This window comes from Streptomyces sp. NPDC006365 (assembly GCF_042870755.1).
Taxonomy (GTDB): Bacteria; Actinomycetota; Actinomycetes; order Streptomycetales; family Streptomycetaceae; genus Streptomyces; species Streptomyces xiangluensis.
In genome coordinates this window covers 44,666-70,439 of record NZ_JBIAHS010000012.1, presented here as the reverse complement: position 1 = coordinate 70,439, position 25,774 = coordinate 44,666, and the positions used below count along the sequence as shown (strand labels likewise).

At 68.9% G+C, this 25,774-nt stretch carries 24 protein-coding genes; 13 read left to right on the top strand and 11 right to left on the bottom strand.

Going from position 1 to position 25,774, the window contains the following annotated elements; all coding sequences use genetic code 11:
- Positions 1–18: 18 nt before the first annotated feature.
- The 5 genes from ccsB to ACFYO0_RS28855 form a co-directional block, all read right to left on the bottom strand.
- Positions 19–1,110 carry a c-type cytochrome biogenesis protein CcsB gene (gene ccsB, locus ACFYO0_RS28875; protein WP_388681780.1) on the bottom strand — a complete coding sequence of 364 codons (1,092 nt, stop codon included), beginning with the start codon at positions 1,108–1,110 and terminating at the stop codon, positions 19–21.
- Positions 1,107–2,975, bottom strand: a complete 1,869-nt coding sequence (locus ACFYO0_RS28870) for a cytochrome c biogenesis protein ResB (protein WP_388681778.1) — start codon at positions 2,973–2,975, stop codon at positions 1,107–1,109. The genes ccsB and ACFYO0_RS28870 overlap by 4 nt, the downstream gene beginning before the upstream one ends.
- 3 nt (positions 2,976–2,978) lie before the next feature.
- On the bottom strand, positions 2,979–3,743 hold the full coding sequence (locus ACFYO0_RS28865) for a cytochrome c biogenesis CcdA family protein (protein ID WP_388681776.1): 765 nt from the start codon (positions 3,741–3,743) through the stop codon (positions 2,979–2,981).
- A 6-nt stretch (positions 3,744–3,749) separates the two neighbouring features.
- A complete protein-coding gene (locus tag ACFYO0_RS28860) occupies positions 3,750–4,382 on the bottom strand; it encodes a TlpA family protein disulfide reductase (protein ID WP_388681773.1) in 633 nt (210 codons plus the stop codon).
- Positions 4,383–5,686: 1,304 nt separating this feature from the next.
- Positions 5,687–6,856, bottom strand: coding sequence for a hypothetical protein (locus ACFYO0_RS28855; protein WP_388681770.1), 1,170 nt, complete (start codon positions 6,854–6,856; stop codon positions 5,687–5,689).
- A 184-nt stretch (positions 6,857–7,040) separates the two neighbouring features.
- Between ACFYO0_RS28855 and ACFYO0_RS28850 the strand changes: the two genes are divergently transcribed.
- Complete coding sequence (locus tag ACFYO0_RS28850; RefSeq protein ID WP_388681767.1) at positions 7,041–7,301, top strand: hypothetical protein; 261 nt, start codon at positions 7,041–7,043, stop codon at positions 7,299–7,301.
- 782 nt (positions 7,302–8,083) lie between these two features.
- Here ACFYO0_RS28850 and ACFYO0_RS28845 read toward each other — a convergent pair.
- The 3 genes from ACFYO0_RS28845 to hemL form a co-directional block, all read right to left on the bottom strand.
- On the bottom strand, positions 8,084–9,373 hold the full coding sequence (locus tag ACFYO0_RS28845) for a hypothetical protein (RefSeq protein ID WP_388681764.1): 1,290 nt from the start codon (positions 9,371–9,373) through the stop codon (positions 8,084–8,086).
- Positions 9,374–9,531: 158 nt separating this feature from the next.
- The gene (locus tag ACFYO0_RS28840; protein ID WP_388681761.1) at positions 9,532–10,206 is read right to left on the bottom strand and encodes a histidine phosphatase family protein; all 675 of its coding nucleotides are present in this window, start codon (positions 10,204–10,206) and stop codon (positions 9,532–9,534) included.
- A complete protein-coding gene (gene hemL, locus ACFYO0_RS28835) occupies positions 10,203–11,519 on the bottom strand; it encodes a glutamate-1-semialdehyde 2,1-aminomutase (protein WP_388681758.1) in 1,317 nt (438 codons plus the stop codon). Before hemL ends, ACFYO0_RS28840 begins: the two co-directional genes overlap by 4 nt.
- A gap of 147 nt (positions 11,520–11,666) precedes the next feature.
- Between hemL and ACFYO0_RS28830 the strand changes: the two genes are divergently transcribed.
- The 4 genes from ACFYO0_RS28830 (at position 11,667) to ACFYO0_RS28815 (ending at position 15,190) form a co-directional block, all read left to right on the top strand.
- Complete coding sequence (locus tag ACFYO0_RS28830; RefSeq protein WP_388681755.1) at positions 11,667–12,326, top strand: hypothetical protein; 660 nt, start codon at positions 11,667–11,669, stop codon at positions 12,324–12,326.
- A gap of 336 nt (positions 12,327–12,662) precedes the next feature.
- The gene (locus ACFYO0_RS28825; RefSeq protein WP_388682254.1) at positions 12,663–14,291 is read left to right on the top strand and encodes an MFS transporter; all 1,629 of its coding nucleotides are present in this window, start codon (positions 12,663–12,665) and stop codon (positions 14,289–14,291) included.
- Positions 14,292–14,308: 17 nt separating this feature from the next.
- Positions 14,309–14,866 carry a hypothetical protein gene (locus tag ACFYO0_RS28820; protein WP_388681752.1) on the top strand — a complete coding sequence of 186 codons (558 nt, stop codon included), beginning with the start codon at positions 14,309–14,311 and terminating at the stop codon, positions 14,864–14,866.
- 126 nt (positions 14,867–14,992) lie between these two features.
- A complete protein-coding gene (locus tag ACFYO0_RS28815; protein ID WP_386349600.1) occupies positions 14,993–15,190 on the top strand; it encodes a hypothetical protein in 198 nt (65 codons plus the stop codon).
- Positions 15,191–15,403: 213 nt separating this feature from the next.
- On the opposite strand, the gene ACFYO0_RS28810 is transcribed toward ACFYO0_RS28815, so the two are convergent.
- A complete protein-coding gene (locus ACFYO0_RS28810) occupies positions 15,404–16,822 on the bottom strand; it encodes a DUF2252 domain-containing protein (protein WP_388681749.1) in 1,419 nt (472 codons plus the stop codon).
- Positions 16,819–17,460: a potassium channel family protein gene (locus ACFYO0_RS28805; RefSeq protein ID WP_388681746.1), complete on the bottom strand. Its 642-nt coding sequence runs from the start codon at positions 17,458–17,460 to the stop codon at positions 16,819–16,821. The genes ACFYO0_RS28810 and ACFYO0_RS28805 overlap by 4 nt, the downstream gene beginning before the upstream one ends.
- 235 nt (positions 17,461–17,695) lie before the next feature.
- Between ACFYO0_RS28805 and ACFYO0_RS28800 the strand changes: the two genes are divergently transcribed.
- The 8 genes from ACFYO0_RS28800 (at position 17,696) to ACFYO0_RS28765 (ending at position 24,202) form a co-directional block, all read left to right on the top strand.
- A complete protein-coding gene (locus tag ACFYO0_RS28800) occupies positions 17,696–18,355 on the top strand; it encodes an HdeD family acid-resistance protein (protein ID WP_388681743.1) in 660 nt (219 codons plus the stop codon).
- A 134-nt stretch (positions 18,356–18,489) separates the two neighbouring features.
- Positions 18,490–19,839, top strand: coding sequence for a hypothetical protein (locus tag ACFYO0_RS28795; protein WP_388681740.1), 1,350 nt, complete (start codon positions 18,490–18,492; stop codon positions 19,837–19,839).
- Between the two features lie 3 nt (positions 19,840–19,842).
- Positions 19,843–20,058, top strand: a complete 216-nt coding sequence (locus ACFYO0_RS28790; RefSeq protein ID WP_388681737.1) for a hypothetical protein — start codon at positions 19,843–19,845, stop codon at positions 20,056–20,058.
- Between the two features lie 433 nt (positions 20,059–20,491).
- A complete protein-coding gene (locus ACFYO0_RS28785; RefSeq protein ID WP_388681734.1) occupies positions 20,492–20,704 on the top strand; it encodes a hypothetical protein in 213 nt (70 codons plus the stop codon).
- Between the two features lie 143 nt (positions 20,705–20,847).
- Positions 20,848–21,306, top strand: coding sequence for an SHOCT domain-containing protein (locus ACFYO0_RS28780; protein ID WP_388681732.1), 459 nt, complete (start codon positions 20,848–20,850; stop codon positions 21,304–21,306).
- 30 nt (positions 21,307–21,336) lie between these two features.
- Positions 21,337–21,804, top strand: coding sequence for a hypothetical protein (locus ACFYO0_RS28775; RefSeq protein ID WP_388681729.1), 468 nt, complete (start codon positions 21,337–21,339; stop codon positions 21,802–21,804).
- Positions 21,805–21,829: 25 nt separating this feature from the next.
- A complete protein-coding gene (locus tag ACFYO0_RS28770) occupies positions 21,830–23,206 on the top strand; it encodes a diacylglycerol kinase family protein (RefSeq protein WP_388681726.1) in 1,377 nt (458 codons plus the stop codon).
- Positions 23,207–23,446: 240 nt separating this feature from the next.
- Positions 23,447–24,202: a transglutaminase domain-containing protein gene (locus ACFYO0_RS28765; protein WP_388681723.1), complete on the top strand. Its 756-nt coding sequence runs from the start codon at positions 23,447–23,449 to the stop codon at positions 24,200–24,202.
- Positions 24,203–24,568: 366 nt separating this feature from the next.
- Here ACFYO0_RS28765 and ACFYO0_RS28760 read toward each other — a convergent pair whose 3' ends face one another.
- Entirely contained in the window at positions 24,569–25,756 is a 1,188-nt protein-coding gene (locus ACFYO0_RS28760; RefSeq protein WP_388681721.1) for a MalY/PatB family protein, read from the bottom strand.
- Between the last annotated feature and the right edge of the window lie 18 nt (positions 25,757–25,774).

Sequence of the window (25,774 nt, the reverse complement as noted above, 5' to 3'; positions counted from 1 at the left end):
CGTGGTGGTGTGCTGCGCTCAGCCGACGTCGGCGTACGAGTGCTTGCCGCTCACGAAGATGTTCACGCCGTAGTAGTTGAACAGCCAGCAGGCGAAGGCGGCGAGGGCGATGTACGCGGCCTTGCGGCCCTTCCAGCCGGCCGTGGCCCTGGCGTGCAGATAGCAGGCGTACGCGACCCAGGTGATGAAGGACCAGGTCTCCTTGGGGTCCCAGCCCCAGTAGCGGCCCCAGGCGTCGCCCGCCCAGATGGCGCCCGCGATGATCGTGAAGGTCCACAGGGGGAAGACGGCGGCGTTGACGCGGTAGGAGAACTTGTCGAGGGAGGCGGAGGAGGGGAGCCGTTCCAGGACGGAGGTGGCGAAACGGCCCGGCGTGCCGCCGCCGGCCAGCTTGTTCTCGTACGAGTCCTTGAAGAGGTACAGGATCGTGGCGACCGCACCCACATAGAAGACAGCGCCGCAGAAGATCGCGGTGGAGACGTGGATGTAGAGCCAGTACGAGTGGAGGGCGGGAACCAATTGGTCACTGGCGGTGTACAAGACAGTGACGGCAAGACCGAGATCGAGGAGGACCGAGGTGACCAGGGGGAGGCCGAGCCAGCGGATGTTCTTCTTCAGCGCGAGGAGTGAGAGGTACACGCCTACGGCGACGGTGGAGAAGGTGATGTTGAACTCGTACATGTTGCCCCACGGCGCCCGCTGCACCGACAGGGCCCGCGTGAGCACACCGCCGAACTCGATGAGGAAGGCGAGCACGGTGAGGGACACGGCGATACGTCCGTAGAGGTCGCCCTGCTCGTCCCCGCCGTGCGCGCCGGGTCCGTCCGGCACGTCCCGCGCACCGGCGGCGGCCCGCGTGACGACCTTGGGCCGCTCCAGTACGGCCGTGCCACCGGCCTTCTTCACGGTGACCTCGGGGGCCCCGGCCTTCTTCGCGCCCTTCGCGTCGGCGGTGAGCGCGGCGGCCGTGCGGCTGACCTTGCTGCGGCTGCCGAAGGTCCACTCGGCGATGTAGGCGAAGAAGGCCAGCGTGTAGACGGCCATCGCGGAGTAGATCAGCGTGTTGCTGAGGTTCGCGAGGTTTTCGTTGGTCGCGGCGGCGAGAGTCACTTCTCTGCCCCTTCGGCAGGTACGGCTGGGGGGTCGGGGGTGGGGGTGGGGGCGGCTTCGGCGTCGGCTTCGGAGGCCTTGGCGTCCGACTCGGGGTCGGGCTTGGACTCGGCTTCGGAAGCCTTGGCGTCAGGCTCGGGCTTGGCGTCGGGCTCCGGCTCGGCGACTGGATCCGATGCGGCGTCCGGATCCGATGCGCCAGGCGCCGTGTCGTACAAGACGGCCGCCAAGTCCCCCAGTTCCTCCGGGACCTTCGCGGACTCGCTACGGCCGAGGCCAGCCATTTCGACGACCGTGACGCCGTCGGGGCCTGCGGTGGCGCGGACCCAGACCCGGCGGCGCTGGATGAAGAGGGAGGCGGCGAGGCCGAAGATCGCGGCCAGGGCTCCGGCGAGGGCCCAGGCGCTGCCGGGCTGTTGGGTGACCTGGAAGCCGGCCCACTCCTTGATGTCCTTCTCGAAGGTGATCGAGCCAGCGCCGTTCGGGAGCTTCATGGTTTCGCCGGGGAGGAGGCGTTGCTTGAACAGTTCGCCCTTGGAGTCCTTGAACTCCTTCATGTTCTTCGTGTCGAGCTGGTACACGCTCTGCGGGAGGCCCGAGTTGACACCCAGGTCGCCGTGGTAGGCGGAGAGCGCCAGTACCGGGAAGTCCAGCGCCGGGAACTGGGACAGCATCTGACCCTGGCCCGCACCGGCGAAGGTCGGCACGAAGAAGGCGTTGAAGCCGAGCTGTTCCTTCTGGCCCTTGGCGTTGGTGTAGCCGTCGAGGACCTTGATCGCACCGGAGGAGGTGACGTTGGAGTCGAGGGGCAGCATCGGCACGGCCTGGCTGAAGACGACGTCGCCCTTTGCGTCGCGGACGGTGACGACGGGGGCGTAACCATGGCTGACGAGGTAGACGTTAGAGCCGTCGATCTTCAGCGGCTCGTTGACCTCGATCGTCCGCGTCTTCTCCTCGCCGTCGGTACCCACGCTGTAGGTGACGGCGGCCTCGAAGGTGCGCGGCGTGCCCCTGTTGGGCCCGGTCCCCTCGTACGTGCCCTCGAAGTCCTTCAGCGTGAAGCTGAACGGCGGCAGGTCGTCGGTGCTGAAGAGGTTCCCGGACTTGAAGTCGTCGTACTGCGTGAGGGTGTTGGCGAATCCGTCGCCCTCGATGATCAGCTTGTTGCCCTCGGACTTGAAGAGCTGGCCCCAGGCGAAGGCGATCAGCATCACGATCAGCGCGATGTGGAAGGCGAGGTTGCCGACCTCGCGGAGGTAGCCCTTCTCGGCGGCGACGGCGTCCCCGGCGGGATGCGCGCGGAAGCGCCGCTTCTTCAGCAGCGTGAGCGCGGCCTCACGGACCGCCTCGGGCTCGGCCTCGGTCCGCCACGTCGTGTACGCGGGCAGCCGGGTCAGGCGGCGGGGCGCACCCGGCGGCCGGCCGCGCAGCTGGCCGACGAACTGCCAGGTGCGGGGCACGATGCAGCCGATGAGCGAGACGAACAGCAGGATGTAGATCGCCGAGAACCATACGGAGCTGTAGACGTGGAACAGCCCGAGCTTCTCGTAGATCGGCGTGAGTGTCGGGTGGTCCTGCGCGAACTGCTCGACCTTCATCGCGTCGGTCCCGCTCTGCGGGATCAGCGAGCCCGGGATCGCCCCGAGCGACAGCAGGAAGAGCAGGATCAGCGCGACCCGCATGGAGGTGAGCTGCCGCCAGAACCAGCGGGCCCAGCCGATGACGCCCAGGGAGGGCAGGTTGGGCGCGTCCTCGCGGGGGGCGGTGGAGAGTTGGGAGCCGGCGGCGCCGAGGTCGTTGTCGTCCCGTGCGGCCGAGTCATCGTCCCGCGCCGTGGAAGGCTTACCGGTCTCAGTGGTGCTCATGGATCAGATCCCTACGATGAAGCCGTTGGACCAGACCTGCATCTCCTGCACGATGCGGTCCCACGCGCCGGTCAGCAGGAGCACCCCGGTCACGATCATCATGGTGCCGCCGATGCGCATCACCCAGACATAGTGGCGCTTGACCCAGCCGAAGGCACCGAGCGCCTTGCGGAAGGCGACCGCGGCAAGGACGAAGGGCACGCCGAGGCCCAGGCAGTACGCGACGGTCAGTATGGCCCCACGGCCCGCGCTCGCCTGGCTGGAGGAGAGGGCCAGTACGGAGGCGAGGGTCGGGCCGATGCACGGCGTCCAGCCGATCCCGAACAGCGCGCCGAGGAGGGGGGCACCCACCAGTCCCGTCACCGGCCGCTTGTGGAACCGGAATTCGCGCTGGGTGAGCCAGGGCATCAGGCCCATGAAGAAGATGCCCATGAGGATCATGAGCCCGCCGAGCACCTTGGACAGGGTGCTCTGGTGCTCCAGCAGGGTCGAGCCGAAGTAGCCGAACAGCGCCCCGCCGGAGACGAACACGGCGGTGAAGCCGAGTACGAAGAGGGAGGCGCCCACGACCATCCGCCCGCGCCGGGCCTCGGCCAGGTCGGTGCCGGTGACTCCGGTGACGTACGAGAGGTAGCCGGGCACGAGCGGCAGGACGCACGGCGAGAAGAAGGACACGAGCCCGCCGAACATGGCGACCGGCAGGGCGAGCAGCAGGGCCCCGCTGAGGATTGTGGTGTTGGTGTCGCTGGCTGCGGCAAGAAGGGACACGAGCGGTCACTTCTCCGCGAGGATCGGCTTGAGCATCTTGCGGAGCTTGTCCTCGCTGAGCGCCTGCAGCGAACGGGACGCGACATTCCCCTCTCGGTCGAGGACGAGGGTGGAGGGAACGGCCTGCGGGTTGAGCGTGCCCTTCTCGAAGCGGAGCATCAGTCTGCCCGTGGGGTCGTACAGACTCGGGTATGTGATCCCGTACGACTTCTCGAAGGCGATCGCCGGACGGGTGCTGGTGTCCCGGGTGTTGATGCCGACGAACTGCACGCCCTGGTCCTTGAGGTCCTTGTAGACCTTCTCGAAGCCCGGCGCCTCGGCGCGGCACGGCGGGCACCAGGAACCCCACACATTGAGGACGACGATCTTGCCCTCGTAGTCGGCGACGTCGAGCTGATTGCCGTCGATGGTCTTGCCGGACAGGTCGGGAGCGGGGGTCCGGTCGCCCTCCTTAACCATGGCGATGCCGTCGGTGCCGGTGACGAACCCGGTGCCGCCGCCTCCCCCCTTGGTACCCCCGGATCCACAGGCGGACAGAACTAGCGCCGCGGAGACGACCCCGCCGGTCAGCAGGGCGGCGCGGCTACATGTGCGGGTCAGGGGGGTCGAGCGCTGGGAGGCGCGGCTGGCGGCACTCATGTGAAAAGTTTCGCATGTCTCATCCCGCGATCTCGGGCACCCCCCTGTAAGTAGGAAAGCGCACTTCAAGGCACGTTTCGAGCCCTTCCGCAGGCGTGACTGCTCCGGTATTGCGAGGAGTGGCGCCGGTTCTATGACCGCAAGCACGCCGAGGGCAAGCATCACAGCCAGGTCGTGCTCAATCCCGCCCGCCGCCGCGTCAGCGTCCTCTGGGCCCCACTGCGCGACGGACGGCTCTACGGACTCACGCCGCTCACCGCTCTCGCAGCTGACGGAATTTAGGAATCACTTTTCGCCGCCAGTGCCTCTGAGCTACTCAATGACATTTCTGATGGAGACGAGAACGCAAACGCATGGTGGTGGATCGCACCGATGAAATCGGGGCGATCCACCACGGCGAAGGGCAATGTTTACACTGGCTCGAATGCGAAATTTTCTTGGCTACGACGTCACGCTATACGTGTCTGAACAAGTCAGCCCGGCACTGTTGTTGCCGATGCAAAACCAGAACCTGTAGGACTTGTCCTCAGGCAGGTTTCCGCCCACGGTCTTCGTGTACGGAGCGGGGTGCCCGAGCGTGTCCGCTACACGAACGGGATTCGTGCTCAAGTAGGCACTGATGCCGTATCCATCGCCGTGAACATCGACTGCCTTGAGCTGATCCCCGTTCGCCGTCCAGTACGCCGCTCCGACCGCTCTGCCGTTGTGGTAGATGACCGCTGAGCGCGACCCGTCGCTCTGCTTTGCACTGACAGCGAACCTGACGTTCGACGGACCAGCAGCGGCAGTTCCTGCGCCTACCGTCAGGACTAGGCCGGCAGTGACACCCACGGTCGTCAGCAGCTTTGCGGCGCGCTTACCTATAGAGATACTCATTCCCACCCGTTCGTTGCGAAAAATGCAGGTCATCCAAGATCCTAATCGAACCCACGTCCAAGCGGTAGTCACACACCCTTTGCGTGACGGTAAGCGCCCTCGCGATGCTCGCTACAATCGCCGCCAGCAGGCCACTGCCGCGCAGGGTTACGGCGAATCCGGCACAGACTGCGGACTGACGGGCGACGGTCGGCAGGGGCCCGTCCCGCTTCGCGGGTGCTGTTGGCGAATCTTCCCCGGCCAGGTGGCTTGTCGCGGGAATGTGACACTCGCGCGGGAGAGTGTCACATTCCCGCGACCGCATACCGTGGGTCCGGCCGCATCGGCCGATGCACCGCGCTGCCGCCGGGTTTCGCCAAAAGCATCTCCTTCGCGCGGCGGGCCCCAGCCATCAGTTGTCCTGTACTACTGGGTACTGCGGGGCGGGGTCAGAAGCTGCCGCGGCGGCCGGTCAGGTCGGCTTCCTGACAGGCGATCGAGCCGATCAGGCAGGCGGCGTTGGCGTACTTGCGCTTGTAGACGTTCGTGACCCTACCGCCGTCGTAGATGTAGATGTGGTGGTTCGGCATCAAGCGGTGCTTGCCGGAGCGGATGGTGTAGTTGCCACTCTTGGTCAGCTGTATGGTCAGGGCGCCGTCGATGGCGCCCTTGACGCCGCCCAGGCCCCTGCAGTAGGGGTTGCCGGCGTGCGTGACCATCCGCACGTCCACGGAGTTCGCGCCCGCCCCCAGCTTCTTGACACTCATGTTGCTCGCGCTGCCGGTCTTCGTCGCGACCTTCCTGCCGGTGCTCTTCTTGTACACCGTCGTAGCCCCGATGCCCACCCCGCCCACGACCTTCTTGGAGCTCCAGGTGACGACCGCGTGCAGCGCGGTGCGGTACTTGCTCGACTTCCAGTCAAAGACCGTGCGACCGTCTCCGCCGAACTGGTACCCGCTGCCGTAGTCACATCCTGTCGCGGGAGCGTTGATCTTCTTCTGCGGGATGAAGGTTATCCAAGACAGCGTGGTCGTCCTGGCCGCGGCTGCCGTGCTTGCCTGCGTCGCGGCATGCTGCTCCATCTCCGCCAGCGAGCCGGACTCCGGGACGGACGCCTTCACACCCCACAACCGGGCCTGCGGATCGCCCTCCTGGGGCAGAACCGGCATCACCTGGTAGTCGTACTCGGCTCCCGGCTCCACCTGCAGGTCGCGGAACGAGTTCACGCCCGCGTCAAGGGCAGCCACCTGCGCGCCGTCACGAAGGATCACGTAGCGGGCGTCGGGCGAGTAGGCCTTCCACGACAGGTCCACGAACGTGGCACCGTAGGCGACGATGACTCCCTGCCCCTCCATCGAGGTATCGACGACCGCGGTCGCGCCCGAAGCGGCCCGCATCACGCTGAAACCCTGTGCCTCCATAGGCTCGTCCTTGGCGCTTCTCGCGCTTACCCCCGACACATCCGTGACGTCACCGTCGGACAGGGCGTCCATCGAGAACACCGCGGCATCCGACCGGGGTATGTCGTCGGATGCCGCCGCTGTCGGCAGTCCGGTCGCCAGCAGGGCCAACGGCACCGCCATCAAAGAAGCCGCCTGCGCTACAGACAGTCGCTTCATGTTTTCCTCCGTTGTGGGGTTACGCGTGCATGTGGGCAATCGGCTTTGATCAGCAGCGCCGGAAATCCGTACGGGCGGGTCAGCCCGCCGACACGCGAGATGCGATCATTGGCCATGAAAGGGGAGCCGCTCCTGCGGAGGCCTCTTCGAATTGACCGATCACGACGAACACCTGAGGACCGCCATGACTACCGGAGCCACAGACAGCCCCGCCTCCCTGTATGGAAACGCCTCACTGGCGTTCGGCGTCCTGGGCCTGATCACTGCGGTGCTCGGCAGCTACGTCGGCATCGCCTTCCCCGTGCTGTTCGGTGCCCTCGGCGTCACTCTCGGTGCCCTCGGCCTGGCCAAGCGTCTCCATCGAGTCCGATGCATGGTTGGCCTGGCGACCGGCGCAATGGCACTGCTCTATTTCGTCTTCCTTCTCGCCACCTTCGGCGGCTGACTCCGCTACCGGTCCGGCATCCTGAGCCGGGCCATCAGGCGAGATGCAGCCGACCCGGCTCGAGGCCTATCTCCTTGGAGATCATGGCCGACGATGTGCGCGTAAGGCCGTCTGAGAATTTCCGACGGCGCCACGCAACAGCTGGGCCATCAACGACCACGTCAGCAGCCGAACCGTGGACTGGTCCGCGAGTTGGTTTACGCCCCGGCAGAGCGATCAGCAGAAACCTTCACATTTCCCCCTACATTCAAGATTTTGCGTGGTCGCCGAAGATCGTAACCGACGTGCCGCCTGATTGCGACCCTCTTGATTTCTCCGCCGGGAATTCCCTAAATCGGAAATAGAATCCAGAATTTTGATAAAATGTCTGAGTTTCCTTCGAGCTTCGCCCGTGACAGCTCGCCAGTTCAGATAGCGGACCGTCACGGCCGTCCGGGCTCGTCGTGGGCAAGGCCATGACCACCCTCCAAGCGGCCGCCCCCACGCCATGCGGATATGGCATCGCCACCTATCTGGGGACGAGTCCCGTCCGCGAGGCGAGCACGTACGGGCACATTTCCCCGTACACGGCCGCAAAGGACGGAAACCTGGCTGAGAACAAGAGGTACACGTTCGGGGTTTGCGTGGGTGGTAACAGCGGGCAGCTGTGCTCCGACGTGCACAACGTCACGTCATCGCAATTGAAGTGGCCAATCGCTCTCGATTGGCGTGCCATGTGAACACCCGGTCACCCCTATTCTCAACGGCCGGGGCTTACGGTCCCAGGAGGCATGAACAGAGAGTCAGGCGGCCTTTTCGGACCCCTGCGAGGGGCTCGCGGCCGTGTCCCCGAGGTAGGCCTTCCAGCCGCCCACCGGCTGCTGCCCGACGTCCAGCGCCCGAAGCTTCTCCAGCACTTCCGGCTTCTGTACGTCCAGCCAGTCCACGAACTGGCGGAACGACACGAGCCGTACGTCCTTCTTGCCGGCCATGTGCTTGAGGGCTTCCTCGACGGCGTCCATATAGATGCCGCCGTTCCAGTCCTCGAAGTGGTTGCCGATGAAGAGGGGTGCACGATTCGTCTCGTATGCCCGATTGAATCCGGCGATGTACGCCTTGGTGGCCTGCTTGCGCCAGCCCGGGTAGTTGGCGGGCGGGGCCTGGGTGGAGTTGAGGGACTGGTTGGCGAGGATGTTGTAGTCCATCGAGAGGACCTCGAAGGTGTGGCCGGGGAACGGGATCGCCTGAAGCGGCAGATCCCACAGCCCCTGGCTCTTTCCGGGCCACTGCTGACGGCCGCCGGGCGAGGAGGCGTCATAGCGCCAGCCGAGTTCGCGGGCCGTGGGCAGCAGGTTCTCCTGGCCGAGCAGGCAGGGCGTGCGGCCGCCGATGAGTTCCTTTTCGTAGTCGAAGGGCAGCGCGGGCAGATCGGTCCAGCCCGTGTTCGTACGCCACTCTTTGACAAAGGACTTCGCCTGGTCGATCTCGCTGCGCCATTGCTTGGGCGTCCAGTTGGCACCGCTGCCGGTGCCGCCGCAGAAGTGGCCGTTGAAGTGCGTGCCGATCTCATGACCGTCGAGCCAGGCCTGCCGTACGTACTTCAGCGTCGACTTGATGTGGTCGTCGGTCAGATAACCGATGTCGGAGGCGCCCGGCGCGTTGTTCGGCGGAAGGTACTTGCGCTTTTTCGACTCGGGCAGGAGATACAGCCCGGTGAGAAAGAACGTCATGTGTGCGTCGTGCTCGTTGGAGAGGTTCAGGAACCGCTCGAAGAGACCGTTCCCGACGTCTCCCGCGCCGTCCCAGGAGAACACCACGAACTGCGGCGGGGTCTGGCCGGGTTCGAGGGGTTCGGGCTTCGGGGGCTGGTTGGGCTGCTTGCCGGTGTAGGCGGTGGAGCCGTCGCCTATCGGGCGGTCGGTGCTTCCCTTGCCCTTGCCCTTGCCCTTGCCCTTTTCGCTGCCGGGGTCTTTTCGGGAACCTTCGTCACTGCCGAAACCGTTTCCCAATTCGGTACCACAGCCCGCGAGTCCCACAGCCGCCGCAGCACCGGCCCCGAGTCCCAGCATTCCCCGCCGTGTGATGTGGCGCATTCCCACCCCGTTCGTCGCGCTGTTCCGTGCCGGATGACACCGGATTAGAGGGCGCGACGAACATGGGGGTTCCTGGAAAGAGCGTCACATTTCCCGTGCGGGACGGGGATGAACTTGTTACAGACAAAATGGAACGAGGGGGCGCGATTTTCCGTCGCCTACGCCCCAAAAGCCTTGTCTTTACCCTTGACCGGCTTCGCCCCCGCCAGCAGATGCGCAGGTACGAGATCACGAGCGGGCTCGGTGTAGCCAACGGAGACGATCTTGTCGTCCTGGTAGGTGAACGTCGTCAGCGAGGCGAGTGTGCACTGCCTCTTGCGCGGGTCGTGCCACAGGCGGCGCCGCTCCACGTAGCTGCGCACGATCCAGATCGGCAACTGGTGCGAGACGCACACCGCTTCATGCCCGCGCGCCGCGTCCTTGGCGGCGTCCAGCGCCCCCATCATCCGTACGACCTGTTCCAGATACGGCTCGCCCCAGGACGGCCTGAAGGGGTTGAGGAGGTGCTTCCAGTTCTCGGGCCGGCGCAGCGCACCGTCGCCGACGCCGAAGGTCTTGCCCTGGAAGACGTTGCCGGCCTCGATCAGCCGGCGGTCGGTCGCGAGGTCCAGGCCGTGTCTCTCGGCGACCGGGGCGGCCGTCTCCCGCGCCCGCTCCAGCGGCGAGGAGACGACGTGCGTGATGTCCCTGGCGGCGAGGTGCTCGGCGACCCGCTCGGCCATCCGCAGCCCCAGCTCGGACAGGTGGTAGCCGGGCAGGCGCCCGTACAGAATCCCGTCCGGGTTGGCGACCTCGCCGTGTCGCACCACGTGTACGACCGTGATGTCACTCATGCTGCCGTGGCCTCCGCTGCTGCCCGTGCCGCCGCCGGAAGGGCGTCGGCGATCCGCTGGACCGCCCGCTCGTCGTGAGCCGTCGAGACGAACCAGGACTCGAAGGACGACGGGGGCAGATAGACGCCCTGCGCCAGCATCGAGTGGAAGAAGGCGGTGAAGCGGTACGACTCCTGCGCCTTCGCGTCCTCGTAGTTCTTGACGGGGCGGTCGGTGAAGAACACGGAGAACATACTCGAGGCGTTCTGCACCCGGTGCGCCACACCCTCCTTGGTGAGCGCGTCCGACACCAGCGTACGGAGCTGCTCGGACACCGCGTCGACCTTCTCGTACGCCGCGTCGTCGAGCAGCCGCAGCTGGGCGAGCCCGGCGGCGGTGGCGACCGGGTTCCCGGAGAGGGTGCCCGCCTGGTAGACGGGGCCGGCGGGCGCGAGGTGCGCCATGACATCCGGCCGGCCACCGAAGGCGGCGGCCGGGAAGCCGCCGCCCATGACCTTGCCGAAGGTCATGAGATCGGGACGTACGCCGTCGATTCCGAACCATCCGGCCTTACTGGTCCGGAACCCGGTCATGACCTCGTCGGAGATGTACAGCGCGCCGTTTTCCGCACAGGCGTCCTTGAGCCCTTGGTTGAAGCCGGGCTCCGGCGGCACGACGCCCATGTTCCCGGGCGACGCCTCGGTGATCACGCAGGCGATCTGGCCGGGGTGGGCGCGGAAGGCCTCGTGCACGGCATCGAGATCGTTGTACGGGAGGACGACGGTGTCCCCGGCCTGGGCACCGGTGACGCCGGGGGTGTCGGGCAGCGCGAACGTGGCGAGTCCGCTTCCCGCGGCGGCCAGCAGGGCGTCCACATGCCCGTGATAGCAGCCGGCGAACTTGATCACCTTGGCCCGCCCCGTGTAGCCGCGGGCGAGACGGATCGCGGACATGGTCGCCTCGGTGCCGCTGGAGACGAGCCGGACCTGTGCGACGGGCTCGATGCGGGCGACGATCTCCTCGGCGAGCGCGACCTCGCCCTCACCGGGCGTCCCGAAGGACGTGCCGCGGGCCACGGCCGCCTGGACCGCCGCGATCACGTCCGGGTGGGAGTGGCCGAGGATCATCGGCCCCCAGGAGCAGACAAGGTCCACGTACTCCCTTCCGTCGGCGTCGGTCAGGTACGGACCGGTGCCGGACACCATGAACCGGGGCGTACCACCCACGGCGCGGAACGCTCGCACGGGAGAGTTCACGCCGCCGGGTGTGACGGCCGCCGCACGGTCGAAAAGAGCATGAGAAACTGGGGCGTCGTATTCGTACGGATAGTTCACACAGCCATGGTGTCAGAGGCCTCGAAGATCCTGCGGACAGGTGTTTCAACGCACGTTTCGGCGGGCGGCCGTGGGGGAGGTCACTGACATGATGATCGGGTTGCGTGGCGGGGTAGGCGCACCTTAGAAAAGCAGTCGGGTGGAGATATGCATCGCGGTGGCGGACTGGGCGAGGGGACCGATGACCTCGGTCCTCGTCGTGCCCGGCGGGGAAGGCACCGGCGCGAGGCGGAAGCGGCGGCCGAAACACGCGAAACCCGCGAGGTACGGCAGACGGAGAGTGAGCCCGAGCCGGGCGAGCGGATCGACGGACTCAACGGGATCCGTCGGATCGATGCCCCACGGGCAGAGAGCAGGAATGGTGGCCGGGTGGGGGTGACGTACAAATACTTCGGGGCTCCGGACGGCGCGACAGCCGCTCGTGTCCCCATCTCCATGCGCCCTGAGGAACTCGGCGGCGACGAGCTCGGCATGAACGGCATGTTCACGAAGATCAAGCCGGAGACGATGGCCGCGATGGTCCTCACCGGCATAGAGGGCGTCCCGTTGCACAAGGTCCCTCCGCTCGAACTCGTAGTCCTTCACCCGGACTACGCCGTGGTCAAGCTCCCCATGACGGTCGTAGACCCCCTACGCGGAATCGGCGAGGAGGCGGTCGGCGCGGCGGCCTTCATCTGGTCGACGGTCCCGGACCGGGGCGGGCCGCGGGACGCGTTCAATGTGTACCAACTGCTGCACGAGTGGCAGGACTTCTCGCATCGGCTGCATGAGGCGGGGCATCAGCCGTATTGCCTTGTGTGGCCCTGACCTGGGGTTTCACTGGTAGCGGGCGGGGCCTTCGGGCCTCGCCTTTTTCAGTGCAGGAGAGGGGCGTCAGGCGGCCAGGGCGCATTGAGGGCACATTGGTTTCCTGGGGGCACTGATGCGCCCTGGCCGGACGGGCTGCTGTGCACACATGTCGGTGAGAGGGTCCGGCGCCCGCGCTCCCCACCGGCCGGACTCCCAGGGGTGCTGACCTTCCCCCGTGGCGGGTGAGGCACGAGCCGCGTACTTCCGATGCGATGGGCAGGAGCGGCGGGGCGTGTGCAGCCACTGCCCGGCCGCCTCCGCCGGCGTACCGGCCGACTCGGCGAGGTGGACAGCGTGAAGCACTGGCGGGCTCTGATCGTCCTCGGTACGGCCCAGTTCCTCATGGTCCTGGACACCTCGGTCATGAACGTGTCCATCAGTCAGCTGGTCGAGGACTTCGACACGGAGGTCACCGCCATCCAGGCCGTCATCACTCTGTACGCGCTGGTCATGGCGGCGTTCATGATCATCGGCGGCAGGTTCGGGGACATCCTGGGGCGTCGTCGCATGTTCCTTCTGGGGCTGGTCGTCTACGGTGCCGGATCGGCCATGACCGCCGTGGCACCCACTCTCTGGGTCCTCACGCTGGGCTGGTCCGTCATCGAGGGGCTCGGAGCCGCCATGGTGCTGCCGGCCATGGCCGCACTCGTCGCGGAGTCGTACCGCGGGAAGGACCGGGCCGTCGCCTATGCGGTCATCGGTGGGCTCGCCGGCGCCGGGATCGCGGTCGGCCCGCTGCTGGGTGGCTGGGTGACGACGTACCTGACCTGGCGGCTGGTCTTCGCCGGCGAGGTCGTGGTCGTCGTGACCGTCCTGCTGTGCCGCCGGGTGATCACGGAGTCCCCCCGGACCGGCCCGCGGCCCCGGCTGGACGGTGTCGGTGCCGTGCTCTCGGCGGCCGGACTGGGACTGGGCGTGCTGGGGGTGCTGCAGAGCAGCACCTGGGGATGGGTGCAGCCCCGCAACCCTCCCTTCACCGTCTTCGGCTTCGCCCCGACGCTGTTCGTCGTCGGCATGGGGGTGGCCGTCCTGGCCGTCTTCCGGTGGTGGGAGCGGCGGCGGGACCACCAGGGCGCCGACCCCCTCGTGCACCTGTCCCTGCTGGGCAGACCCGTGCTGCGGTCCGGCCTGATGACGCTGCTGAGCCAGAACCTCATCCTGCTGGGGCTGTTCTTCACCATCCCGCTGTACCTGCAGGTGGTTCAGGGATTCGACGCCTTCGAGACAGGGCTGCGCCTGCTCCCCGTGTCCGCCACCATGCTGGTGACCTCCCTTTCCGCGTCCTCGCTGGGACGGGTGTGGGGGGCGCGCAGGGTGGTCCGGCTGGCCCTGGCGACCCTGGCGGCGGCCATCGTGTGGCTGCTGGCCACCATCGACCCGGTCATCGACGACGCGCAGTTCGCCGGAGCCATGGCCCTGCTGGGGGTGGGTGTCGGCCTGCTCGCCTCGCAGCTGGGCAACGTCGTCCAGTCCAGCGTCGGGGAGGAGGAACGCAGTGAGGCCGGAGGGCTCCAGTTCACGGCACAGAACCTGGGCTCGGCGCTGGGCACCGCGCTCATCGGGTCGATCCTCATCGGCGCGCTGGCCCACGCCTTCACCACGCAGGTGGACGACAACCCGCAGCTGTCCGAGGAGACCCGTGAGCAGGTCGGTATCGCTCTCCAGGCCGGGGTCGCCTTCGTCTCCACCGATCAGGTGCGCTCGGCGGCCGAGCGTGCCGGGCTGCCGCCGTCCGAGGCCGACGCCGTCGCGGACTCCTACGCCTCCGCGCAGTTGGACGGCCTGAAGGCGGCGATCCTTGCCACCGGCGGCATCGCTCTCGCCAGTTTCCTGGTCACTCCGCACCTGCCGACCGCCCGGGACAGCCGTCCGCGGCAGCCGGACACCGATGCTGCGGCCGGGGCGACCGGATCGACGCGCTGAGTCCGGAGGGAGTCATCGTGTCCAGGACCAGGACCAGGACCAGGACCAGGACCAGGAGCAGGACCGGCCCGACCACGGCCCGCGGGGAGCGCCGTGCCGAGTACCGGGCCCGCGCGGACTACTCGGGCGGCGTCTACGGATCCATGCTCGCGGCCTCCGTGGTGATCGGCGCCGGCGAGCTGGGCTCGTTCCCGCGAACCGAGCTGGTGCTGCTGCTGTTGCTCACCGGCGTGGTTTTCTGGATCGCGCATGTGCATGCCCAGTTGTTCGGTGCGCGTTTGTCGCAACAGGCTCCGGACCGCCGGGTCGTGCTGCACGTGTGCCGTGACGAGTGGCCGATCGTCAAGGCGGCCGTCCCGCCGGCCGCCGCGGTGGCCGTCAGCCCGCTCCTTGGTCTGGACGTGCGAGGTGCCCTCTGGCTGGCTCTCTCCGTCGCCGTGGCCGGCCAGGTCGGCTGGTCCGTGGCCGCGGCACGCCGCGCCGGTGCTTCGCGGCGGCTTGTGGCCGCCACCGCATCGGTCAATCTGCTGCTCGGCCTGCTGATCATCTCCTTCAAGATCGTTCTGCAGCATTGATCCGTGGTGTCCGTCGCCGGGCAACGGGTCACCTGTACCGGGTGAGGCCCGAAAGGGCACGGAAGCGGACGATCGCAGGGAAGGGCGCCGTCCGCCTGTCCCAGGCAGTCGAGGGGAGGACAGCTCGTGCGCTACGAGATCCGAGTCGAAGGACACCTGTCGGAAACGCTGGCCAAAGCCTTCCCGGAGCTGGGCCACGTGGTGATGTCCGGCCAGACCGTCCTGTTCGGCCCTGTCGTGGACGAGGCGCACCTGTACGGGCTGCTGGCGCGCTGCCAGTCACTGGGACTGCGCGTCGTGGAGATGCGGCAGGTGCCGGAGTGACGGGACCGGGCGGGGTGCGATACCGGATCGCTCCGAGGGCCATGAGCAACCGGACGGCCCGCTGGACGGCAAGCCGTGCACATCCTGATGACGGTGTCCGTGCAGGTAATACCCCTGGAACGGCGGTGCTGCCGCCCAGCCGCCGTGGGGCACGCAGCCCCTCAGCCTCCTCATGGACACCGAGCGACCTCGTGTGGTGACCGGCATGGGTCCTCAGCGTCGCTCCGCCCTGATCCGACCGGAGCGGCAGGCGGCTTCCAGCGCCTCCAAGTCCCGCTCGTTCTGGTCGGCGTAGGACTGGGCGAACGCGGTGAGCGCGCGGTCGAAACGGTCGCTGCCGCCCAGGTAGGCGGCGAGGGCGAGGGGATCGCCCGAGCGGGCGTGGGCCCGTGCCAGGGATGCCCCGCACAGCCGGCCGAAGAGGGAGAGCAGGCGTGGCCCCATGGTCTCCGGCCGTGCGATGCCCTTCCAGTCCCACAGCTGGCGCACGTAGAAATCCCGGCCCTTCCCGTCGAGGCCCACGACGTGCGTCCAGCCGAGGAAGATGTCGCCGGCCGTCTGCATCAGGCGCTGGCCGGCCACCACCCGGCGGCCCTGGTTGTCGTAGCGTTCGCCGCCCGTGTGTGCGGCCAGCACCGACTCCTGGGCCTCCTTGGCCTGTAGCAGAAGGGGATCGTCGTCGTCCCTGCCGAGCAGGAGCAGCACCCAGCAGCGCGTACCGACACTGCCGACGCCGACCACTTTCCGGGCCATGTCCACCAGGCGGTAGTGGCGCAACAGGTGCCGGCGTTCGGACGGCAGGGTCCGTGCGTACCCGTCCAGGAGCGTCCGGAGTTCCTTCTCCCGCCCGGCTTCGGACGAGTCGGCGGGCAGCAGTTGGCCGAGCGGAGTGATCAGCGGTGGGTCCGGTGCGATGCGCCGGCCCTCGGCCGTGACGCGGGTGAGCTTCTCGAAGGCCCGGAGGTGCGTACGCGTGCGGGCCCGCGCCGTGGCCTCGGCGATGCGGCGCCTGGCCTCCAACGACTTGCCATTCGACGTAGCCAGCAGTTCCCTCAGCCGGTCGGCGTCGTCCTGGGCGTACCAGATGTCCAGGGTGCGCATGCCGGCGAACTCACGCATCCGCTCCCGGTACGCCCGCACACAGGCCCGCACGGTGCTGTTCTGTTCCTTGAGCGAGAAGCCGTTCGCGCGGGCCGCCGTCGCGAAACCGGCCGCCAGCCGCTTGACGTCCCATTCGAACGGCCCGGGCAGCGTTTCGTCGAAGTCGTTGATGTCGAAGACCAGACGGCGCTCCGGCGAGGCGAGCAGCCGGAAGTTCAGCGGGTGGGCGTCCCCGCAGAGCTGCACCTGCAGCCCGGTGTTGGGGAGGGGCGCCAGGTCCGCTGCCATGATCGCGGCCGCGCCGCGGTAGAAGCGGAACGGCGACTCGAGCATGCGGCCGTAGCGGATCGGCACCAACTCCGGTACCCGGTCGGCTGACTGATGCTCTATCAACTCAATCGGATCGGGTCGCCGCTGAGCCGTCTCGTACCAGCCGTGGCAGGAACGCGACGCCCGCCTGCGCGCGTTCCTGCCGTAGGCAGCTCGCTCGGCCGGTGACAGGGACGTGGTGAAAGCGCTGGGTACGGTCATGGTCCGGCCTCCCGGTCCGGCCTCCCGGCGTCTGTGCCGGATGGCGGCTGAGCCGACGGCCCTCGGCGCTGCCGGCGCAGCCCCGCCTGGACCGCGCTCGCCAGCACCCGTGCGGCGACGCCCACGAGCAGCAGCCCTCCCGCCATCTGCAGCATCGTCAGCACGCGCCCGGTCTGGGAGCGTGCCGTGATGTCCCCGTAGCCGACGGTGCTGAACGTGGTCAGGGTGAAGTACAAGGCGTCCGTCCTGCTCATCGGCTCGCTGAAGGAGCCCGGGGTGGAGCGGTCCAGCAGGTAGTAGGCACCGGCGAAAAGGACCAGGAACAGCACCAGCGTGGCGGCCAGGGCCTCGACAGCCTTCAGGCGCGGGTGGGATGAGCGTGCGATGGCCCGCACCTCCCACCCGAACACCAGCAGCACCGCCGCCAGGCCGCACACGAGCAGCACCGACGCACCAGCCGTACCGCGCTCGTCCAGGGGCAGCAGGTAGTAGGCGGCGACGAGCCCGACGGCGATGAGCACGGCGCGGGCGACGGCGACGACCGCCGCCCACCGGCGGGGGCGGAGCGGAAGGCGCCACCGGTGCCCGCCCGGCCCGGACCGGGCGCGGTCGGTCCGGGCAGTGCTCGGATCGCTCATCTCGTGTCTCTTCGTTTCGTCCGGCCGGCAGGCCGATGGGCCGATGGGCCGATGGGCCGGGCACTGGGAGATTCCCACTTCACCGCCACGGCGGCGTCGCCGGATCACCCGTAGTGGGTGACCCCGGCACCCGTGACAGGCGTGAGCCTGAAGCGGTCAGGTCCTCGCACACCACCCGGTCACACTCCGCCCCGCCGGCGGTCCGGAGGCGGCCACTATCACGCGAGGAGGAGTCATGACCATGCCGCATGGTCCGGCATCGGGCACCGGACAGGAACACGAGCCCGACGGGACGGCCCCCGGTCCGCTGGACGACCCCGCGCAGGCACTGGGGCGGCTGGGCCGTTCATGGACCTGGCTCCTGGGCTCGGCCGTCGCGACGCTGGTGCCGGGCGTCCTGATACTGGTCTGGCCGGAGGGAACCCTGCACGTCCTCGCGGTCCTCATCGGCCTGTACCTGCTGGTGACCGGAGCGTTCCGGTTCGTCGCCGCCTTCGCGCGGGAGGGGCACGAACGGCTCCCGGGGCTGCTCCTGGCCGTGCTGTACGTCCTGGCCGGAGTGCTGTGCCTGCGGAACCCGCTGCAGACCATCACTGCGCTCTCGCTGATCGTCGGGCTCGTGTGGCTCGTGTCCGGCATCCTCACCCTCTACACGGCCCTCGCCACGAAGGACCTGCCGCACCGTGGCGTCGTCCTGGGCGCCGCGATGCTCGGCATCGTCGCGGGGATCGTGGTGCTCGCCCTGCCGGCCGAGTCGGCCCGCGCCCTGACCCGACTGCTCGGCCTGTGGCTCGTCCTGCTCGGCCTGGCCGAGGCGGTGGTCGCCCTCGCGTGGCGGGCCGCGCTCCGAAAGACGCACACCACGGGGCCGCACGCCCCCGCCGAGACAGCCTGACGCCGCACACCGCACACCGCACCCGCCGCTCCGGCGGGCGCGGCAGACGCACCGGACCCGGCCGGTCCCCTCCACACCGTCATCCCGAGCAGCGACCGTCGCGGCCGGAGCGGCGCGTACGGAAAGGAGCACCCATGAACCCGGCCGCGACCCCGGATTCGCCGGACTCCGGCGGAGCCTCGCACCAGAAACACGTCATGACCGCCGAGGAGCGAGCGGAATACGAGCGACTGCGACGGCACGCGGCGGTGCGCCACCGGCGGGTACGCCGGGCCGGCTCCTCCGTTCTCCTCCTGCTGGCCCTGCTGCTCGCGCCCCTGGCCGTCGTCGCGGCCTGGGTCCAGGACACTGTCTCCGACACCGACAGGTACGTGGAGACCGTCGCACCGCTGGCGTCCGAGCCGCCCGTGCAGGAGGTGGTGATCAACCGGCTCACGGACCGCGTGGTGGACAACGTGGACGTCGAGGCGGTGACGGACTCTCTCACCAGGGTCCTCCAGGACGCCGGGGCACCACCTCGCGTTGTGGAGGGGGCCGAGTCCCTTGAGGGTCCGCTGCGCAGCGCGGTCAGGGCCGTCGTGGACCGCACCGTGACCCGCGTGATCACCAGCGACGCCTTCCAGCAGGTGTGGGAGGGCGCCAACCGGCGGTCGCACGCCGCGGTGGTGAACATGCTCACGGGTGAGAGGGAGGGTGTCGTGCGCGCCGAGGGCGACGCCGTCCGACTGGACGTGGGGGCGGTCGTCGACGAGGTACGGGAGCGGCTCGTCGACGCGGGCTTCGACAAGGCCGCCGCCATCCCGGACACCGACCGGACGGTCACGCTGTTCCACACCGAGGAACTGGGCAAGGCGCAGGACATGATGCGGCTGCTGGACATCCTCGGCACCTGGCTGCCCGTCCTGACCGTCGTGCTCGCCGCGCTCGCCGTGTGGACCGCTCCGGCACACCGGGTGACGCTGGTGATCACCGCGACGGGTGTCGGCGTGATGATGGTGGTGCTGCTCGTCGCGCTGGCGGTGGTCCGACAGGTCTATCTGGACTCGGTCCCGCCCACGACGCTGCCCACCGACGCGGCGGCGGCGATCTACGACACGTTCGTCCGGTTCCTTCGTGACAGCACGCGCACGCTGCTGGTCGTCGCGGTGGTCACGGCACTGGTGGCGTACCTGTACGGTCCCGGACGTCCCGCCCGCGCCGTCCGCACGGCGGCGAACAGGGGCACGACGGCCGCCGGCATGGGGCTGCGCCGAGCCGGAGTGCGCACCGGGTCCACCGGACGCTGGCTGGCGGACCACCGGGTATGGACCACCGGTGGCGTCATCGCGGCCGGAGCGCTGGCGCTGGTGCTCTGGAACCACCCCACGGTCGGAGCGGTGGCGCTCGTTCTGGGCATCACCCTGGCCGTCATGATCGTGGTGGCGGCCCTCGCGGCCGCCGCGGGCCCGACCGCTGGGCATGAGGAGCGGGCGGCGGCCCCGTGAGTCATGGCAAGGAATCCCGGCCCCGACCCGGCGTCCCGCAGGCGCACATCGGTGGAGCGGGCCCTGGCGAGCCTGCGGTCCGGTCCGGTGGCCCGGCTGCTTCCCCGCCTGTCGGCGCTCAACGTCGTGGAGGGCTCCGTGCCGCTGGCCGCGCAGGCCTTCATCACCGCGCTCCCGCTGCTGATGACCGTCGCGGCGTTCGCCCCCCGAGGGGTTTAGCTCGATCGTGTGATGGTCGGCTTCCTGGCTTGCAGCGCCCTGGGCCGTTCGGGCTAGGGTGATCGTGCGATCTGGGACGCCGGGTACGGCGCCAGCGTGCGGGGCCCTCGCTCCACCGGAGTGATGGTTCGGGGCCTCCCCGTCGCCTCTGGCCGTACTCATCTGGCCAGGTCGTTAGGGAACCGGCCTCCCGGGATCGGACCACGGACAGGATCCGTGTCGCTGCCCCGGGGTCGAGTACGTCGGGGACCAGTGCGCCCAGGACCGTTCGGGGCGTGCGGCTGAGCGGACTCACTCTTGCTCAGTCCACAGGAACGGTGCAGGACCTGCTGGCCGACTCCCTCCTTGGTGGTCCCAGCATCTGCTGCTCGGCGGCAGGATCGGCTGGCGGAACCTGCTGCCGGGAGCGCTGTTCGCGGGCACGGGCACGGTCATGCTGAGCTGGGCCGCCGGCCTGTTCATGCCCACGGTCATGGAGCGCAGCCTGCAGGAGTTCGGCCCGCTGGGGCCCGTCTTCACGTTCCTCTCCTGGTTGATCGCCGTGTTCCTGGTGGCCGTCTCGGGCCTCGCCCTCGGCCAGTACGTCGCCTCCTCCGACTGGTACCGGGCAGCCGCCGTGCCCCGCCGTACACGGGCGGAACCCTGATCCTGACGCAGGAGCGCATCCATCGAGTGCCGGGCCGCCCGCAGGCTCACCCGCGTCGGGTGAGGCCACCAGGCCCTGACCGTGCGCACGCTGAAGACAGCACGCAACGGCGTCGGGGCGAGCGCCCGGGACGGAGAAGAGACATGAGCACGCAGACGTACCTGGCGTACGACTACCCCTTGCTGAGCATCTTCTGGAGCATGCTCTTGTTCTTTCTGTGGATCATGTGGTTCGTCCTGCTCTTCCGCGTCGTCGTCGACATCTTCCGCGACGACGAGATGAGCGGGTGGGCGAAAGCCGGCTGGCTGGTGCTCACCGTCCTGCTGCCCTTCCTGGGTGTCTTCGTCTACGTGATCGCCCGCGGCAAGGACATGGGCCGCCGGGAAATAGCGCAGGCCCGAGCACAGCAGGAAGCCTTCGACGCCCGCATCAAGGAAGCCGCAGGCGGCATGGGCCGGCCCAGCAGCATCGACGAACTCGCCAAGCTGTCCGACATCCGCGCCCGCGGCGACATCACCGACGAGGAGTTCCGCAGGGCCAAGGAACTGGTCCTGACCGGCCACGGTCCGGCGGAGTCCACCGCCCGCACCACCGGTCGCTGAGCATCCGCACACCACGAATCGAGGCGCAAGATGACCGCGACACACACCCGGCCGGAACACACGGCGAAGCAGGAATGGGCAACCGGCCTGACGGTCTTCGCGGCCGTGATGCTCTTCCTCGTCGGCCTGCTCGACATCTTCCGGGGCATCATGGCCATCGCCGAGGACGACATCTTCGTCACGACGCGCCAGTACGTTTTCGAGTTCGACCTGACCGGCTGGGGCTGGGTCCACCTCGCTCTGGGCGCGGTCGCCGTGATCGTCAGCGTCGGGCTGCTCAAGGTCTCGGTGTGGGCGCGTGTCGCCGGCGTGGCCATCGCCGGACTCGTCATCATCGCCAACTTCCTCTCCCTGCCGTATTACCCGGTGTGGTCGATCGTGATGATCGCGCTCTCGGGTTTCATCATCTGGGCCCTGTGCGTGGTCCAGCGCGACAACCTCTTCGACCTGTCCGAGGAGCGCCCACTGTCCGAGGAGCGCCCTCCGCACAAGGTGTGAGGCAGAAGAGAAGAAGGGCCGACCGGTGGGACGACACGGCGGGAACGCGAGGGGGCCGGGAGAGGCAGGGGCCGCAGCCGTACGCGAGGGCAGCGCCGGACGGGCTCGCCTCGCCGTGCTCGCCCTGCTGGGCAGCATCCTGGTGCCGCTCGTCGCCGCCGGTCTGCGGAGCGTGCTGTGGGCCCTGGTCGGCATCGCCGGACTGGCGCTCGCCGCCGTCGGGGTGTGGTGGACCCTTGCGCACACCGGTGGGCTGCGTGCCCTGGGCGCGGCCCTGTCGGTGGCCGCGCCGGTCGCTGTCCTCGCCCTGTTTGCCACATTCGGCATGCTGGGGCCGGCCTTGGTGTCCCTGGCCCTGTGGGTGCTGGCTCTCACGGCGGCACGTACGGCCCTGGCACCTGGCCACACCGCCTCCGAACAGGCTGTCGCCGAGGCGCCCCGCGCTCCCTGGGTCCTCATGAATCCGCGCTCCGGGGGCGGCAAGGTGGGTCGTTTCGGCCTGGTGGAGAAGGCCCGGGCCGCAGACTGCCGGGTGGTCCTGCTCGACGCGGGACAGGATGTCGCCGAGCTGGCCCGACAGGCCGCGACCGAGGGGGCCGATCTGCTGGCGGTGGCGGGCGGCGACGGCACCCAGGCACTGGTGGCCGAGGTCGCGGCGCTCCACGACCTTCCCTTCGTGGTGATTCCCGCCGGTACGCGCAACCACTTCGCCCTCGATCTCGGCCTCGACCGTGACGATCCGGCGGCCGCCCTGGAAGCCCTGACCCACGGCGTCGAACTCCGCATCGACCTCGGCTACGCAGCGGACCGCGTCTTCGTCAACAACGCCTCGTTCGGCACATACGCGTCCGTCGTCACCGACCCCGCGTATCGGGAGGCCAAAGCCCGCACGACCCTGCGAACCCTCCCCGGCCTCCTCACCGGCGAGGGCGCGCCCAGGCTGCGGACGCGGGCCGACCGGACGTACGTCGACGGACTTCAGGCGCTGCTGGTCAGCAACAATCCCTACGGACGTGCCGTCGACGCGGCACATCCGGGGCGCAGGGAGCGGCTGGACACCGGACTCCTCGGTGTGGTGTGCGTGCGGGTCGGCAACACCGCTCAGGCGGCGCGCATGGTGCGCGGTCCGCGCTCCGGGGGACTCGTCCGGCTGAGCGCCGGGGTAGTCGTCGTTGAAGCCGACACGGACACCCTCCCGGTCGGCATCGACGGAGAACACGTCGTTCTGCCGTCACCCGTCCGGTGCCGCAGCGCGCCCGGGGCACTCCGGGTCCGCGTGCCACGCCATCGCCCCGGCACGCCACGGGCGAGCGGTGCGGTGGCCGACTGGCCGCGCGTGACACGGCTGGCGCTGGGCCGTCTGTTCCCGGGCCGGGAACAGCACGCCACGTCGTCGGTCTGAATCTTCGGTCCGGCTCCTCCTCGCTGCTGCCCCGCACAACCCGCACCAGCCTGACCAGGCGGTGCCGGTCGATGGGCCCGGAGGCGGGAAGCGGCGTCATGAAATCGGCCACCTCGCCCACCCCGCCGGACGCACGGCGCCGGCCACGCCACGCTCAGCGGGGAGCTCGCCGGCAGCCAGTGACCGGCGGCAGGCCGTCGCATACGCTGCTGGCAATCGGAGCCGGAGGCGGGGGCAGGCGTGACCAGTCGGTTGTTGATGCCGTGGCGGGGTGCGCACGTGCGGGCGGGAGCGGCGGCAGGCGAGGGTGGTTCGACGCGGGCCACCGCCATTCTGGACTGGGAGCAGCCCCTCGTGGCGGCACTCGTGGAGCGCGTAAGGCGCGAGGCGGGGCCGGGGGCCGCGGCTCGTGCGGCGCTTCGGGTGGCGCACGGGATCATCTCGCGTGAGGTACGACCGGTGTACTCCGTGGAGGACCGGCACCCGGCCTCGCGGACACTGCGGCTGGGGCGTGGTTCCTGTAGTCAGCGGATGGCCGTGCTGGAGTCCGTCGCTCGGGCGATGGGCGTACGTACGCGAGTGCGGGGTCTGCTGGTCGACGGGGCCTTCTGGTATCCGCGGTTTCCCCGGCTCAAGGCCGTTGATGTGCTGCTCGCCTGGCCCGAGTTTCTGCTGGATCGGGAGTGGGTGCCCGTCGGGGAGCTGTTCGAGGGGGTGGCCGCGGCCGAAGCCTTCACCAACAAAGGTGGCGAGACCCTCTTCGACGCCGTGGCGCGGGTCGGCGTGGACTGGAGCGGATCGGTGAGCTGCGGTGCGCAGGGCGGCACGGCGTGCGATCTGTCCGCCCAAGTACTCGTCGATCTCGGGCACTTCGACTCTCGTGACGACTTGTTCGAAACGCACGGGCAGACGCTGTGCCGCCCGGCTCGCACCCTCGCGGAACCCGTACTCGGCCGCTGGAGCGCAGGCGCCCGCGCCACAGGCACAAGGGCCTGAGGGGGCCGACGCCGACCGACCGCCGGCGCCGGCAGGGCAGGCCCAAGAGTCTTACGGGTTACCCCCAATAAACGTCCGGCCTCTTTGGCGATCCTCTCTCCTGCGTCCGCGGACCCGGGCTCGTCAGCGTCTCGCCATGACGCGACGTACGCGACGTAGACGGACCGGGACACGGCGGATCAGGGCCTTACAACAGGCGCGGGACCAGGCGCTGCGGCGGCGGGAGGGCAGGCCGTCCGGCGGATGGCTCCGGCGCCTGGGAGGGCGAGCCGAGCGGGCCCGTCCCTGGCTGCAGATCGTGACCGACCTCGCCACCCTCCTCGCACGACTGGTGAGGTGACCGGCAGTCTGACGGTTTGCTGGTGCTCAAGCCGGCGCCCGCGCCATCCGCCGCACCGCCTCCGTGAGCAGTTCCTCAGACGTCGCCAGATTCAGGCGTACGTGTCCTGAGCCGCCCGTGCCGAAGGGGATACCGGAGTTCAGGGCGACTCGGCCCCGTTCCAGGAAGGCGGAGGCCGGGTCGTCGCCGAGGGGCAGGGCTCGGCAGTCCAGCCAGGCCAGGTAGGTGGACTCGGAAGGGGTGTAGCGGACGGCCGGGAGGAGTTCGGCCAGGAGGCCGGACAGGAGCCGGCGGTTTTCGTCGAGGCCCAGCAGCAGTGCGTCCAGCCAGGGGCCCGCGTCCCGGAGGGCAGCCGTGTGGGCCAGGATGCCCAGGTGGCTGGGGCCGTGGCTGACCTCCTCGGGGAGTTCGGCCAACTCCCTTGCCGCGTCGGGGCCCGCGATGGCCAGGGCCGCCTTCAGACCCGCCAGGTTCCAGGCCTTGGAGGCGGACATCAGGGAGAAGGCGTTCTCGCCGCCGGGGACCGTCAGGTACGGGACGAAGCGGGCGCCGGGGGACACGATCGGGGCGTGGATCTCGTCGGCCACCACGCGTATGCCGTAGGTGTGGGAAAGCCTTGCCACGGTGGTCAGTTCGGCGGTGGTGTGGAGCGTGCCGGTGGGATTGTGCGGGTTGCAGAGCAGATACCCGGCCCGGCGGCGCCCGCCCTCGGTGACCCGGTCGAACGCCGACTCAAGCTCCGCGAAGTCCAGACGGCCGTCCCCGCCCAGCGGGGCCTCGACCACGGTGCGGTCCATGTTCCGTATGAACGGGTAAAAGGGCGGGTAGACAGGGCAGTTGACGACCACGGGGTCGCCGGGACCCGTCACCAGCTTCAGCATCTCGACGATGCCCAGCATCACATCCGGCACGATCGCCGTACGCTCCACAGCGAAGTCGTCCCACCCCCACCGCTTCCCGGCGAACTCCGCCAGCGCCTCGGCGTACGCCGTCCCGGCCGGATAGCCCGTGTCGCCGAGCGCGATCGCGTCCGTGAGGGCACGCGCGACCGGCTCGGCGAGCGCGACGTCCATCTCGGCCACCCACAGGGGCAGCACGTCCTCCGGGTAGGCGCGCCATTTCATGCTCGTACGGCGGCGGAGTTCGTCGAGGGAGAGTTGGCCGAGCGGGTTGGGGTGGGCGGGAGCGGCGTCAGGGGTGGTTTCAGGCACCATGCGGAGGATTCTTCCCCT

What these genes read in the sequence shown, in the direction of transcription:
- ACFYO0_RS28870 (WP_388681778.1), bottom strand. Translation starts at nt 2,975, where the DNA reads ATGAGCACCACTGAGACCGGTAAGCCTTCCACGGCGCGGGACGATGAC.
- ACFYO0_RS28860 (WP_388681773.1), bottom strand. Translation starts at nt 4,382, where the DNA reads ATGAGTGCCGCCAGCCGCGCCTCCCAGCGCTCGACCCCCCTGACCCGC.
- ACFYO0_RS28855 (WP_388681770.1), bottom strand. Translation starts at nt 6,856, where the DNA reads ATGAAGCGACTGTCTGTAGCGCAGGCGGCTTCTTTGATGGCGGTGCCG.
- ACFYO0_RS28850 (WP_388681767.1), top strand. Translation starts at nt 7,041, where the DNA reads ATGACTACCGGAGCCACAGACAGCCCCGCCTCCCTGTATGGAAACGCC.
- ACFYO0_RS28845 (WP_388681764.1), bottom strand. Translation starts at nt 9,373, where the DNA reads ATGCGCCACATCACACGGCGGGGAATGCTGGGACTCGGGGCCGGTGCT.
- ACFYO0_RS28840 (WP_388681761.1), bottom strand. Translation starts at nt 10,206, where the DNA reads ATGAGTGACATCACGGTCGTACACGTGGTGCGACACGGCGAGGTCGCC.
- ACFYO0_RS28830 (WP_388681755.1), top strand. Translation starts at nt 11,667, where the DNA reads ATGCATCGCGGTGGCGGACTGGGCGAGGGGACCGATGACCTCGGTCCT.
- ACFYO0_RS28810 (WP_388681749.1), bottom strand. Translation starts at nt 16,822, where the DNA reads ATGACCGTACCCAGCGCTTTCACCACGTCCCTGTCACCGGCCGAGCGA.
- ACFYO0_RS28805 (WP_388681746.1), bottom strand. Translation starts at nt 17,460, where the DNA reads ATGAGCGATCCGAGCACTGCCCGGACCGACCGCGCCCGGTCCGGGCCG.
- ACFYO0_RS28800 (WP_388681743.1), top strand. Translation starts at nt 17,696, where the DNA reads ATGACCATGCCGCATGGTCCGGCATCGGGCACCGGACAGGAACACGAG.
- ACFYO0_RS28795 (WP_388681740.1), top strand. Translation starts at nt 18,490, where the DNA reads ATGAACCCGGCCGCGACCCCGGATTCGCCGGACTCCGGCGGAGCCTCG.
- ACFYO0_RS28790 (WP_388681737.1), top strand. Translation starts at nt 19,843, where the DNA reads ATGGCAAGGAATCCCGGCCCCGACCCGGCGTCCCGCAGGCGCACATCG.
- ACFYO0_RS28785 (WP_388681734.1), top strand. Translation starts at nt 20,492, where the DNA reads ATGCTGAGCTGGGCCGCCGGCCTGTTCATGCCCACGGTCATGGAGCGC.
- ACFYO0_RS28780 (WP_388681732.1), top strand. Translation starts at nt 20,848, where the DNA reads ATGAGCACGCAGACGTACCTGGCGTACGACTACCCCTTGCTGAGCATC.
- ACFYO0_RS28775 (WP_388681729.1), top strand. Translation starts at nt 21,337, where the DNA reads ATGACCGCGACACACACCCGGCCGGAACACACGGCGAAGCAGGAATGG.
- ACFYO0_RS28760 (WP_388681721.1), bottom strand. Translation starts at nt 25,756, where the DNA reads ATGGTGCCTGAAACCACCCCTGACGCCGCTCCCGCCCACCCCAACCCG.